At 62.9% G+C, this 12,902-nt stretch carries 9 protein-coding genes; 5 read left to right on the plus strand and 4 right to left on the minus strand.

The window, feature by feature from the left end; genetic code table 11:
* The first annotated feature begins 10 nt into the window (after positions 1-10).
* The 4 genes from AC5I5I_RS04155 (at position 11) to AC5I5I_RS04170 (ending at position 4,734) form a co-directional block, all read left to right on the plus strand.
* Entirely contained in the window at positions 11-1,285 is a 1,275-nt protein-coding gene (locus tag AC5I5I_RS04155; RefSeq protein ID WP_495970182.1) for a beta-ketoacyl-ACP synthase, read from the plus strand.
* A gap of 168 nt (positions 1,286-1,453) precedes the next feature.
* The gene (locus AC5I5I_RS04160) at positions 1,454-2,650 is read left to right on the plus strand and encodes an MFS transporter (protein WP_495970184.1); all 1,197 of its coding nucleotides are present in this window, start codon (positions 1,454-1,456) and stop codon (positions 2,648-2,650) included.
* A 124-nt stretch (positions 2,651-2,774) separates the two neighbouring features.
* Entirely contained in the window at positions 2,775-3,797 is a 1,023-nt protein-coding gene (locus tag AC5I5I_RS04165) for a zinc-binding dehydrogenase (RefSeq protein WP_495970186.1), read from the plus strand.
* 34 nt (positions 3,798-3,831) lie between these two features.
* Positions 3,832-4,734, plus strand: a complete 903-nt coding sequence (locus AC5I5I_RS04170; RefSeq protein ID WP_495970188.1) for a lipid A biosynthesis lauroyl acyltransferase — start codon at positions 3,832-3,834, stop codon at positions 4,732-4,734.
* Between the two features lie 63 nt (positions 4,735-4,797).
* Here AC5I5I_RS04170 and AC5I5I_RS04175 read toward each other — a convergent pair whose 3' ends face one another.
* Positions 4,798-5,907 carry a polyamine ABC transporter substrate-binding protein gene (locus tag AC5I5I_RS04175; protein WP_495970190.1) on the minus strand — a complete coding sequence of 370 codons (1,110 nt, stop codon included), beginning with the start codon at positions 5,905-5,907 and terminating at the stop codon, positions 4,798-4,800.
* A 10-nt stretch (positions 5,908-5,917) separates the two neighbouring features.
* The gene (locus AC5I5I_RS04180; protein WP_495970192.1) at positions 5,918-6,259 is read right to left on the minus strand and encodes a rhodanese-like domain-containing protein; all 342 of its coding nucleotides are present in this window, start codon (positions 6,257-6,259) and stop codon (positions 5,918-5,920) included.
* Between the two features lie 633 nt (positions 6,260-6,892).
* Here AC5I5I_RS04180 and AC5I5I_RS04185 point away from each other — a divergent pair.
* Positions 6,893-8,314 (plus strand): L,D-transpeptidase scaffold domain-containing protein, encoded by a 1,422-nt coding sequence (locus tag AC5I5I_RS04185; RefSeq protein WP_495970194.1) that lies wholly within the window; start codon positions 6,893-6,895, stop codon positions 8,312-8,314.
* Between the two features lie 191 nt (positions 8,315-8,505).
* Here AC5I5I_RS04185 and AC5I5I_RS04190 read toward each other — a convergent pair whose 3' ends face one another.
* Positions 8,506-10,422 carry a potassium transporter Kup gene (locus AC5I5I_RS04190; RefSeq protein WP_495970196.1) on the minus strand — a complete coding sequence of 639 codons (1,917 nt, stop codon included), beginning with the start codon at positions 10,420-10,422 and terminating at the stop codon, positions 8,506-8,508.
* Between the two features lie 274 nt (positions 10,423-10,696).
* On the minus strand, positions 10,697-12,847 hold the full coding sequence (locus AC5I5I_RS04195; RefSeq protein WP_495970198.1) for a carboxypeptidase-like regulatory domain-containing protein: 2,151 nt from the start codon (positions 12,845-12,847) through the stop codon (positions 10,697-10,699).
* Positions 12,848-12,902: the final 55 nt, after the last annotated feature.

The following is a 12,902-nucleotide window of genomic DNA, read 5'->3' on the forward strand; positions in this document are numbered from 1 at the left end:
GAGAATTCCGATGGCACTGCACGACAAGAAGGGCCGCCCCGTTGTCGTCATCACCGGAATGGGCATCGTCTCCCCGCTCGGCTCTGGCAAGGACGACAACTGGAATCGCCTGACGGCGGGCGAATCCGGCATCCGTTCGATCACCCGGTTTTCCACCGAAGGGCTTCGCACCACGATCTCCGGCGCGGTCGACCACGCTTTCGAACCGGGCATGGTTTCGTCCGAGTTGTCGGAGAAGCTTGCACGGCTCGCTGGCAATGAAGCGATCGAACAATCCGGTCTCGCCAAGGGCGATTTCCCCGGCCCGTTCTTTCTCGCCTTCCCGCCGATCGAGATCGAATGGACGCAGCGCTATGCGCTGGCCGACGCCTCCGGCGCCAACGACAAGATCGAATATGCCGATCTGGTGCGGGTGGCCGCCAACCCGCAATTCGCGCCGTTTTATGAGGAATCGAAATACGGCGTGGTGCCGGAACGCCTCGCCGAGCATTTCGGCACCAAGGGCTCGCCGATCTCGCTGACCACCGCCTGCGCCTCCGGTGCGACCGCGATCCAGCTCGGGGTCGAGGCGATCCAGCGCGGCGAATGCGACGCGGCGCTTGCGATCGGCGCCGACGGCTCGATCACGGCGGAATCGGTGGTGCGGTTTTCGCTGCTCTCGGCTCTGTCCACCAACAACGCCGCGCCGGCCGGTGCCTCGCGTCCGTTTTCGAAAAACCGCGACGGATTCGTGCTGGCCGAAGGTGCTGGCGCCGTCGTGCTGGAAAGCTACGATCATGCGGTGGCGCGCGGCGCGAAAATCCTCGCCGTGGTCGAGGGCTGCGGCGAGAAGGCCGACAATTTCCACCGCACCCGCTCGAGCCCGGACGGCAAGCCGGTGATTTCATGCATGCGCAATGCGCTGGCCGATGCCGGCGTGACGCCCGCCGATGTCGACTACATCAACGCGCACGGCACCTCCACGCCGGAAAATGACAAGATGGAATATCTCGGCGTCTCGACCGTATTCGGCGAGCGGCTGAAGGACATCCCGATCTCGTCCAACAAATCGATGATCGGACATACGCTCACGGCGGCCGGCGCGATCGAGGCGGTGGTGTCGGCGCTCACCATCATCAATCAGCGCATTCCGCCCACCATCAATTATGCGATACCGGATCCCGCGATTCCGCTGGACGTGGTGCCCAACGTCGCGCGCGATGCGAAGGTGCGGCGCGTGATCTCGAATTCCTTCGGCTTCGGCGGGCAGAACACCTGCCTCGTCATCACCGGCGAGCCGGTGTGAGAATCTGACGCTGCAGCAATTCGTCCCGGCGCGGTTGCCATACCGCGTGAGCCATCGTACCGCCCTGTTCGGGGCGCGTATCCGCGCCAGAATCGCACGCGCCAATATCTGAATTGACACGATCGGCGCCGAGCTCATCTCCACCCCCTTTGACGCCGGGAGAAAGCGATGCCGCCCGCTCCATCGGTCAAGGCGCAAATCGGCACGCTCATCATCGCCACCAGCGGGGTCCAGCTCGCGATCGGATTTTTCGGAACCTTCTTTGCCCTGCGCGTCGCGCTCGCCGATTTCAGCCCGATCAGGTCCGGTCTGGTGCTCGCCAGCTATTTCGCCGGCTTCACGGTGGGCGCCTATTTCGGCAAGAACATCATCGAGCGGTTCGGGCATATCCGGGTTTATGCCGCGTTTGCCGGCATCGTCATTGCGGCGACCGCGGTCATGACCCTGACCGAGGCGCCGCCCTCGTGGATCATCCTGCGTGCGACTATCGGCTTCGGCTGCGCCGGATTGTTCGTCACAACGGAAAGCTGGCTGAACGCCAAAGCCGGCGCCGAAGAGCGCGGCAGTGTGTTCTCGATCTACATGGTGGGATGTTTCACGGCGCTCGCGCTCGGTCAGCTTCTGATCGGCTGGGTCCCGCTCGAAGGCGCTGCGCCCTTCAACCTCGTGATCGTCCTGTTTGCCATTGCGCTGGTTCTGGTCACCACAACCCGCGCCGAGGCCCCGCAAATCGTTCCGGCCGAATACCTTCCCTTCGGCGTGCTGTCGCGCGAAGCGCCGGTAGCGGTTGCGGGAGCGCTACTGAGCGGCTTCATCACCGGCGCATTCTATGCGCTCGTTCCAGTCTGGATGCAGGACGAGAATATCGATCCTCAGACGATTGGCTTCTTCATGCTGTCCGCGGTGCTGGGCGGTCTCGCATTCCAGATTCCGGTCGGCCGAATTTCCGACCGTTTCGACCGTCGCATCGTGATCACGATACTTGGCGGCTGCCTGACCGCGACCGCGATCGCGCTGCTGAAACTGCCGCAAACCCTCGTGGTGATTCTGCCGGCCGCGGCGCTGTTCGGCGGGCTGATGTCGACGATTTATCCGGTCAGCGTAGCGCATGCGCATGACCGCATGCCGGCCGACAACGTTGTTGCCGTCAGCGGGCGCCTGATCCTTGCCAGCGGCTTCGGTTCGGTGCTCGGGCCGCTGATCGGGGCCAATCTCGTCGCCTGGTACAGCATCGACGGCGTCTTCTACATGATGGCCGCGGCGGCGCTGCTGCTGGTCGCCATCGCCGCCGCCCGGATCCTGATTGTGGCGCCGCCGGAGCGGCAGGAGCGGACCTTCGACATCCTGGCGCCGCAGGCCCCATGAGGCTGCCGGAAACGCCGAAACCCGGCCCTAGCAGGGGAGTTCAGAGTGAGGTTGACGGCGGCGGCAGGCGGGCGATAGGCAGTCCCCTCATCTCTCCCCGTCCCCAGCATGGAGACCAGCGCCGATGCGTGCGCTCGCCCTGATTGCCGACCGCAAGCTCGACCTGGTCGATCTGCCCAGCCCCCCGCCGCCCGGTCCGGGCGAGGTCCAGATCCGGGTCAAGGCGGTCGGCCTCAATCATCTCGACCTCTGGGGCTATCGCGGCATGGCCTTCGCAAAGCGTGCATTCCCCGTCGTGGTCGGCGTGGAGGCGGCCGGCGAAGTAGTATCGGCGGGCGAAGGGGTGACAAAATTCAAGGCCGGCGATCCGGTGGTGATGTACGGCGCGTTGACCTGCGGCAAGTGCAAGGCCTGCCTCGAGGGCCGTGACAACCTGTGTGAGAATGTCGGCGGCGTGATGGGCTTTCATGTCGACGGCTTCGCCCGCGAACTGCTCAACATGCCGGAACGGCTGGTGATCCCGGTGCCGAAAGGCATTTCGATGCGCGACGCCGCCTGCGCGCCGGTTGCATTTTCGACCGTCCAGCACATGCTGTTCGATAACGCCAAGCTACAGCCGGGCGAGACCATCCTGGTTCACGCCGCGGGATCGGGCATCGGCTCGACCGCGATCCTGATGGCCAAGGCGATCGGCTGCACCGTGATCACCACGGTCGGCGACGACAACAAGATGGAAAAGGCGAAGGCGCTCGGCGCCGATCACGTCATCAATTATCGCAAGGACCGGTTCGAAACCATCACCCGCAAGCTGACGCAGAAGAAGGGCGTCGACGTGGTGTTCGAGCATGTCGGCGGCGAAGGCTTCAACGGCTCGCTGCTGGTGCTCAAGCGCGGCGGCCGGCTCGTGACCTGCGGCTCGACCGCCGGTCCGACCGTGCAGTTCAACCTGATGCAGCTGTTCCAGCAGCAATACAAGATCTTCGGCTCGTTCGGCGCCACCATGAAGAACATCGCCGAAAGCCTGGACAAGATGGCCGGTGGCATGCACCCGGTGATCGACATGGAAGTCCCGCTCGATCAGTTCGAGAAGGGGCTGGAGCGGCTGGAGACGCGGCAGGTGTTTGGCAAGGTGATCGTGACGCTGTGATGCGCCCCACTCTGTCAGGGTCGGTTCTTGTGTAATGCGCATCCGGATTCCGAACGCCGTCCGCGATGCCGTGCTCGGCAATGCCGCAGTCGGCCTGATCAAGATGCTGCGCTGGACCGACCCGAACCGCATGTCGGATTTCGCGGCGAGTGTCATGCGCAAGGTCGGCCCCAAACTCCGCGAGCACAGGATCGGCCGGACCAACCTGCGGATGGCCTTCCCGGAAAAATCCGATGCGGAAATCGAAGAGATCCTGCTCGGCGTCTGGGACAATCTCGGCCGGCTGGCGATCGAATTCGCCCATCTCGACCGCATCTGGGACCACGACCCGGACAACCGCACCGCAAGCCATATCGATTTCGATCCTGCGTCGGAGGAGCGCTTCATCCAGCTCCGCGACGACGGCAAGCCGGCACTGATCTTCGCTGCGCATCTGGCAAACTGGGAGATGCCGGCCCTCCCCGGCCCCGCCCATAACCTGCCGAGCGCCGTGGTCTATCGCGCGCCCAATATCGGGGCAGTTGCCGACATGGTGATGGCGACCCGCGGGGTGCATATGGGCCGGTTGATCAAGACCGGCATGGACGGCGCAATCAAGGCCGCCGAGGCGCTGCAGGACGGCCTGCATGTCGGCATGCTGGTCGATCAGTATTATGTGCGCGGCGTACCGGTGACGTTCTTCGGACGCGAGACCAACGCCAATCCCCTCATCGCGCGACTGGCCCGGCAAGTCGAATGCCCGATCCATGGCGTGCGGGTGGTGCGCAAACCGGGCCGCCGCTACTTCGTCGAACTGACGCCGGAGGTGCCGCCGGTCAGGAGCGCAGACGGCAATATCGACGTCCAAGGCACGATGCAGGCGATCACCACCGTCGTCGAGGGCTGGATCCGCGAACATCCCGAACAATGGCTGTGGCTGCACCGCAGGTGGCGGTGACCGCGCTCGCGTGTTTTACGCGCGACCGGACGCAAAACCGGTTCCCGCTTTTGCTGGTCGCGCTTATTTCCCGGTCTTCACCCGCGTCCACAGCCGGTTGATGACGCGCTGGGTCTTGGCGTCGCGTGCGGTGACGATGTAGAGGCGCTTCATCGTCGCCTCGTCCGGGTAGATGGTCTTGTCTTTCAGGATCGCCGGGTCGATGAGCTTCTGGCTCGCCAGATTGCCGTTCGGATAAGCGACCAGATTGGTGTTCTTCGCTGCCACGTCCGGCCGCAGCATGTAGTTGATGAATTCATGCGCTTCGGCGACGTTCTTTGCGTCTTTCGGGATCGCAAAATTGTCGAAGAACATCTGCGCGCCCGATGCCGGAATGGCGTAACCGACTTCGACGTCGCCCTTCGCCTCGGCGGCGCGCTTCTGCGCCTGCTTGATGTCGCCGGACCAGCCGACCACAAGGCAGATTTCGCCGGTCGCAAGCGCCGTCAGATATTCCGACGAATGAAACTTGCGCACCGACGAACGCACCGAGGCAATCAATGCGGCCGCCTTGTCCAGATCGCCCTGCGCGGTCGAGTTCGGATCGAGCCCGAGATAATGCAACGCCGCCGGCATGATGTCGTCGGACGAATCCAGCATCATCACGCCGCAATCCTTGAACTTGGCAAGGTTCTCCGGCTTGAACACGATGTCCCAGGAATCCGGCACCGCGCCGCCGAGAATCTCCTTCGCCTTCTTCACGTTGTAGCCGATGCCGGTCGTGCCCCACATGTAGTTGACGGCAAAGGCGTTGCCGGGATCGTAGGTTGCAAGCCGTTGCGCGATCTCCGGCCACACGTTGGTCAGGTTCGGCAGATTCGACTTGTCGAGCTTCTGGAACAGTCCGGCCTTGATCTGGCGCTCGAGAAAATAGGCCGTCGGCACGACGATGTCGTAGCCGGATTTGCCCGCCAGCAGCTTCGCTTCAAGCGTGTCATTGGAATCGAAGGTGTCGTAGCGCAGCTTGATGCCGGTCTCTTTGGTGAAGTCCTGCAGCACCTGCGGGTCGACATAATCCGACCAGTTATAGACGTTGAGGACGCGCGATTTCTGCGCGGCGCTAGGCGCAGCCGACAGGCAGATCGCAACGGCAGCCAGCACCGCGACGGCGGGAAATTTGGGCAATCGAAGCATGAATCCGGACCTATCCGGTTTTGGTCGGCAGTCCCGCCTGTTTCCAGGCGATGATGCCACCTTCAAGGTGAGAATCGTGCGGCAGGCCGGCCTCCTGCGCGGCGAGAGAAGCGGTGACCGAGCGCTTTCCGGAGCGGCAGGCAAACACCACCTGCTTGAAGCCGGGATCGGGAATCTGCGCCACATCGAAAGTGGACAGCGGCACCACCGCGGCGTCGGGATAGGCTTCGGCTGCGACCTCGTTCGGCTCGCGCACATCGACGAGCAGGATGCGACCCTCGGCAATCCCGCGTGCCACGTCCTCCGGCTTCAAATCGTGTACCACCGGCGGCTTTCGGCTGAACCAGCTCATGCGTCTGCCTCTTCCCGTTCAACGGCAGAGAGGAACCATCGTACTGCTCCGCCGTCAACCTTCCAAAAACCTATGTGATATAGTCCTGAATCGAAGCGGCCGTTTGCAGCCTTGCACCGGGCCGCTGGGGCTTGGGATGGATTTTGGCTGGCGTTTCCCTGATGGCGCCCCTGATGCGAAGCCGCAACCCCTGCTCCTTATTTTGAGGGGCATGAGGCCGCTCCCCTTGCGCCGGAACCTTGCCCGGCTAGTGTTGTTCTGAAAGCGATGAGGCGGGATACAGCAATGCGGCAGGTCGTTACACTCGGCGTCATTTCGGCCCTCTCGGTCGGTACCGCTACTCTGTCACCGCTTCCAGTACACGCCACCTCGGACACGACAAGTCCTGCTTCGACAAGTCCTGCTTCGACAAATCCCGCTTCGACGGGTCCCGCGGCGGAAACTCCGTCTGCCGCGAGCCCAACGGTGGACGAACCGGTTACTGCTCGCCCGACAGTCGATGAACCGGTCGCCGAAGCCCCCGCTCCCGTCAGTCCCGCACCTGCAGTCGAACCTGTTGCCACCGCCCCCGCCGCCGAGGAGCCAATCACCGCGAGCCCGGCCCCCAGCGCAGACCAGATTTTGGCGGAGGCCATGCGTGCAACGGTCAGCGGTCCGCTCAAGGGCATGGTTGACGATGCCAAGGATGCGGAAGCGTTGCGCGCATTCTATGCAGCGCGGAACAATGCACCGGTTTTCGTCCGCCCTGACGGCGCAACCGAAAAAATGCACGCGGCTATCGCGCGAATCAAGGCTGCCGACCAGGATGGCCTGGACCCTAGCGATTATCCGATGCCCGCAAGTGATGGCAATTCGCCTGACAAGCTGGTTCGCGCCGAGCTTTCGCTGATGGCGTCGGCCCTGAAATATGCGCGGCACGCACAGGCCGGCCGAACCGATCCCTCCCGCATCAGCGTCAACATCGCTTTCACGCCGCCAGTCCCGGACTCGCTGCAGGTGCTCAACACGATCTCGGATACAGCCGATGTCGCGGCTGCACTCGACAGTTTCAACCCGCCACATGCCGGGTTCAAGGAACTCCGGACCAAGCTGCGTGAACTGCGAGCGAGGGGTGCCAGCGCGCATCTCGATCGCGCCAAGCCTGGCAGCACCAAGCCCGTCAGCGCCAAGCCTGATCGCCAAAAACCTGGCAGCCAAAAGGTCGAGCGCACGGAGCCCGGTAGTGTGATCGAAACCGTCATCGCCAATATGGAACGCTGGCGCTGGCTGCCGCGCGATCTTGGCGAGAACCACGTCATCGTCAACATCCCGGACTATACGCTGAGCGTCATGCGCGGCGGAAAGCGGACGTTTCACACGCGCATTGTCGTCGGCAAGAAGGACACGCCCTCGCCGGTTTTTTCCGACGAGATCGAATCCGTTCAGGTCAATCCCACATGGCATGTGCCGCCGGCCATTCTGGCCCGTAATCCGGGGCTGGTCAGCCGCGGCGATTTTGTGGTCTCGCGAAGAGCCGACGGCTCGGTCGGTGCGCGTCAGCGTCCGGGACCTCAGAATGCACTCGGGCAAATCAAGGTCAATTTCCCGAATCCGTTCCTCGTCTATCTGCACGACACGCCGGACAAGCATCTGTTCAAGCTCGACAAGCGTGCCTACAGCTCCGGATGCATGCGGGTCGAAAATCCCGACCAGTTCGCTGCACAGGTGCTGTCGATTGGCGCAGCACAAGGCAACAACTACACGCCGGCCCAATTGACGGGCATGTACAACAAGAGCGAGCGCGTCATGTGGCTCGCAACCCGCGTTCCGATCCATCTGGTGTACATGAACGCCTATGTCGCGGACGGACAATTGGTGGTGAAGCCGGATCTTTATGATTACGACGCGCGCGTGCGGTCGGCCTTGAAGGGCCGCTACATCGTCGTCCAGGAACGCAGTCAGCGCGGCAGCTCGGTCAGCCGCGCAGCTCGCCCAGTGTCGCCGCCTCAGCAGTACCAGATGGGACAAGGGCCGGGCTCCAACGGCCAGAGACGAGTCTTTTTCGGACTTTTCTGAGAGAAGGCTCGAAAGACAACCTCGTTCGGCTCGTACCTCATCGATGAGGCGCGGCTGTCACATGCCGCGCGCCGGGCTCCGGACTTCACATCGTGAACGGCCGGCTGTTTGCAGTTAGACCAGTCCGATGTCCTATTCCGGTAACGGCGAATCAGGACCACCGTCCGCTCCGCCGTCGATCTTGTAACCCATCACACCGTAACCTGCGTTCCGACCTCGACCACGCGGCCAGTCGGGATCTGGAAATAGTCGGTCGCGTCGCTCGCGCTTCGCGCGAGGCCGATGAACAGGAGGTCCTGCCAGCGCGGCAGTTTCGAATTGGCCGCCGGTCGCAAGGTCCGGCGCGACAGGAAGAACGAGGTCGACATGACGTCGAAGGTCCACCCCAGCCTGCGTGCGATGGCGAGCGCCTTCGGCACGTTCGGCCGCTCCATGAACCCGAAGCGAAGGACCACCCGCCGGAAGCTATCGCCGAGCGGTTCCATCCGCACACGTTCGCTCTCATCCACGCGCGGCGTCTCGGCATATTCGACCGTCAGGATCACATTCTGCTCGTGCAAAGCCTTGTAGTGCTTGAGGCTGTGCATCAGCGCCGTAGGCGCGCTGTCCGGATCTCCAGTCAAGAACACGGCCGTCCCCGGCACGCGCACCGGCGGCTTGCGCTCCAGCATCCGGACCAGATCGCGTAGCGGCGTTTCGAGCTTTCGGGTCTTGCGGAACAATTCGCGGCTACCATTTCGCCACGTATACATGATCAGCATAAGTGCCGCCCCGAGTACCAGCGGGATCCATCCGCCATCGACGATTTTCAGCAGGTTGCCGGACAGGAAGACGAGATCGATCAGCAGAAATGGCAGCATGATCGCGAGCGCTGCGGCGAGGCCCCATTTCCAGACCTTCCAGATGACTACGAACGCCATCAGCGCAGTGACCACCATCGTCCCGGTAACGGCGATGCCGTAAGCGGAAGCCAGAGCGCTGGAAGAGCGGAAGAACAGCACGAGCACGAGCACGCCGATCAGCAGCAGCATGTTGACGCGCGGCATGTAGATCTGCCCGAACTGCGACTCCGAGGTGTGACGTATTTCAAGCCGCGGCAGCAGGCCGAGCTGGATCGCCTGACTGGTGATCGAATAGGCGCCGGTGATGACGGCCTGGCTCGCAATCACCGTCGCCGCGGTAGCGAGCGCGACCATCGGCAGGATCGCCCATTCCGGATAGAGCAGGAAGAACGGATTTTCGATCGCTTTCGGGTTGGCGAGAACGAGTGCGCCCTGCCCGAGATAATTGATGATCAGCGCCGGAAGAACGATCGTCAGCCAGGCCATGCGGATCGGCTTTTTTCCAAAATGCCCAAGGTCGGCGTAAAGCGCCTCGGCGCCGGTCACGACCAGAAACACCGCACCGAGTGTGAGCAGCCCGATCATGCCATGGCTCGCAACGAAGCTCACGCCATGAACCGGATTGAAGGCGCGCAACACTGATGGGTTGTCGCCGATATGGTACAGGCCGGCCGCGGCAAGCGCGATGAACCAGACCAGAGTGATCGGTCCGAAAAAACGCGCGACTTTCTCGGTGCCGTGCGACTGTACCGCAAACAGCGCGAACATAATCAGCACTGCCAGCGGCACGACATAGGGTTCGAACGCTGGCGTAACGATCTTCAACCCCTCGACCGCCGATAGCACCGACAGCGCCGGCGTAATCAGTGCGTCTCCGTAGAACAGCGCGGCGCTGACGATGCCGAGCAAGATGATGGTACCGCCCCCGCGGCGAACGGCGCGATGTGCCAGCGCCATCAGAGCAAGCGTGCCACCCTCGCCCTTGTTGTCGGCGCGCAGGAGAATGATGACGTATTTGACGGTAACGACAAGAAAGAGCGCCCAGATGATCAGCGAGAGGATGCCGAGGACCGCTTCCTCGGTTGCCGGGTTGCCGTGGCCAACGGCAGCGGTCACCGATTCTCGAACGGCATAAAGCGGACTGGTGCCGATGTCGCCGTAGACGACGCCGATGCTGCCGAGCATCAGCGCAAAGAAGCCTGCACGCGGCGTTTCGGCCGAATGCAGATTGCCGCCGGACTCGCCGGCGGCGACTGATGAAACCATGGTCGAAATCTCCTTCGGGAAGCTGCTCCGCTGAATGCGGGCGCGGCGCTATAACGCCGTTCAGGGCGCGTTGTCGCGGGCTGACCCACGGCAATCCGGATCGGACAGCCATGCGCGAACCGCCGGACAGGACCGACCAACTATTCGCTATCCCAATGATTCAAAAAGATATTTCTGGCAAGGCCTCACGCCGGCGTGAACCTGCGCGCGGAGCCTTGTCACAGGAAATGTGCGGCAGACCTCAGCGCGCCGTCTCGACCTTACCTGTCGTCAGCTATTTCGCGAGCGGATCAGGCCGCACCTGGATCTGCACGGCCATCGGACGTGCGCCCTTGCCGCGTTCGTTCAGCCACGGCGTGCGGTCGCCGCTCGAACTCCAAAGGCCACGGCCCTTCCAGCCCGCATTGGGGTCGTCGATGCGCGCGTCGAGGCCCTTTGCGTAGAAGCCCATCGGATACGGCACCCGCATCAGGATCATTCTGCCGTCCTTCAGGCCGACGAAACCATCCTGCAGATTGGCGGTCGAGATCGGTACATTCTCGCCAAGCCCGACCGCATTATGCTGGTCGACCCAGGTGTAATAGCTCGCCTCCGCGCTGTATTGCTCAAAGCCATCGAAGCCCGGACCGGGATAGCGATGCAAGGCGAACCCTTCCGGGCAATGATCGCCGGTGGCGTTCGGTCCGTTGAGCGGCGCCTTGCACTTGCGGCGATCGAACGAAATCAGATGGCCGCTCGATCCCGATCCCCAGAGCACGCCGTTCCTGTCGATGTCGCCGCCACGCAGACCGATGGCCTCTTTCGGAACGGCATAGAACTCGCTCAGATTTGTCGCGGGATCGAAGCGCATGAAGCCCGGCCGTCCCGCAAACACGCCGACCGTATACCAGACCGAACCATCGGTCGGATGTGGCATCACCGCATAGGGACCGGATCCCGGATTGAGGCGCATGTCCTTTCCGGGCTCGGATGGCTTGCCGGCATCCGACCATTCATCGAGCTTGCCGTTGCCATTGCTGTCGATCACGAAGGGCGCCCAACCTTGCGCCTTCTGCACGTCGCCAGTCTCGTCCCAGATTTTGGTGTTGACCCAGCCTGCCACCTGTCCGGTGCCGGAGAACCACAGTGTGTTATCGGCGTCGTAGCCGAATTGCGGGTGATGCGTGCCGAAGCAGGTGTCGATGAAATGATATTTCATCGTATCGGGCTCCAGCATCGCGGCCTGGCGGCTGGAACGGTCCAGCGGGAAGACCTTGGCCGAGGGATGGTCCGAGCCTTTCTTGCAGAAATCCGGATTGTCCAATCCGCGCACGCTCGCCGCAAGCCAGAGCCGGCCCTTGCCGTCGAACATCGAGTTATGATTGTTCGCGCGCGTATCCCACAGCACCTCATCGCCCCAATAAGCCGACGGCGTGGTCGGCTCGATCGCCCCGGCATGGCCGGGTCCGAGCGACACCGGCATGTTTGGATCGGCCACCGGCAGTTTGAACGTGCTCACACTGTGCGTTTTCGGATCGAGGATCGGCATCATGTCGGTCGAATATTCCGGAGCGCCATAAAGCTTGCCGTTGGCATTGACCGTGGGGTTGCGCCGATCCGACGAGATCAGGTCGTGCAGATATTTGTTCGGTTGCGACCAGTCCCACGTCGTGACGACGACGTTGCGTTCTTCACCCTGAGGACGCTGCGGCTTGTGTCTGGGCAGTTCGCCCTGCGCGATGCGATCGGTCCAGTCGCCGAAATACTTGTAAGGAACGCCGCCAAGCTGACCGGCGATGCGGTTCGTCATCGACTCGCCGGACTGACCGGCGGCGATGCGGCGCATCCAGGCTTCCTCGCCGGTCTCGAAACTCCCGAACTGCGCAGGCACCGTGCGCGTCGCTTCCTGGCCGAGCTGGTGGCATCCGACGCAATCGACATTGCCCATGCGCTGGCGCCAGATATCCTGCGTGATGTTCTTCGGGATGTCGGTCGATCCGCCGAAATCCGCGGCCGGCGGAATCTTCATCATCGTGTACCAGTAGATCGCCGGATAATAATGCGCGGCCGCCCGCTCGCTCGGCGCCGGCACCGCGGTATGGTTCAGCACCTGGCCGGGCTTCGCACGCACGCGCGGCGAGTCAATCAGCCCATAGCCGCGCACGAACACCTGGTAATTGGCGACCGGGAGATCGGGGATGACATAACGCCCCTGATCGTCGGTCACGACGCTTTTGGTGTAGCGGGTGGGAAGGTCGGTGGTCTCGGCAATCACCCAGACCCCGGGCTCGGGACCGTTCGGGCCTGTAACGATGCCGCCAATGTCGTCAGTGTCGATCGACACGGATTGCGGCTGCTGCGCTTGCGTGCCGGGCGCGAGTGCCGCCTCGCCTGCCATGAACCCGAAAATCGTGACGCCTGAGAGAAGAACGCTGCGCAGGCCCATCGACGAGTTCCTCCATTTTCAGATTGCTTGACTGATAAACAATCGAAATGGCGCC

This window comes from Pseudorhodoplanes sp., from assembly GCF_059499825.1.

What these genes read in the sequence shown, in the direction of transcription:
- AC5I5I_RS04155 (WP_495970182.1), top strand. Translation starts at nt 11, where the DNA reads ATGGCACTGCACGACAAGAAGGGCCGCCCCGTTGTCGTCATCACCGGA.
- AC5I5I_RS04160 (WP_495970184.1), top strand. Translation starts at nt 1,454, where the DNA reads ATGCCGCCCGCTCCATCGGTCAAGGCGCAAATCGGCACGCTCATCATC.
- AC5I5I_RS04165 (WP_495970186.1), top strand. Translation starts at nt 2,775, where the DNA reads ATGCGTGCGCTCGCCCTGATTGCCGACCGCAAGCTCGACCTGGTCGAT.
- AC5I5I_RS04170 (WP_495970188.1), top strand. Translation starts at nt 3,832, where the DNA reads ATGCGCATCCGGATTCCGAACGCCGTCCGCGATGCCGTGCTCGGCAAT.
- AC5I5I_RS04175 (WP_495970190.1), bottom strand. Translation starts at nt 5,907, where the DNA reads ATGCTTCGATTGCCCAAATTTCCCGCCGTCGCGGTGCTGGCTGCCGTT.
- AC5I5I_RS04180 (WP_495970192.1), bottom strand. Translation starts at nt 6,259, where the DNA reads ATGAGCTGGTTCAGCCGAAAGCCGCCGGTGGTACACGATTTGAAGCCG.
- AC5I5I_RS04185 (WP_495970194.1), top strand. Translation starts at nt 6,893, where the DNA reads ATGCGTGCAACGGTCAGCGGTCCGCTCAAGGGCATGGTTGACGATGCC.
- AC5I5I_RS04190 (WP_495970196.1), bottom strand. Translation starts at nt 10,422, where the DNA reads ATGGTTTCATCAGTCGCCGCCGGCGAGTCCGGCGGCAATCTGCATTCG.
- AC5I5I_RS04195 (WP_495970198.1), bottom strand. Translation starts at nt 12,847, where the DNA reads ATGGGCCTGCGCAGCGTTCTTCTCTCAGGCGTCACGATTTTCGGGTTC.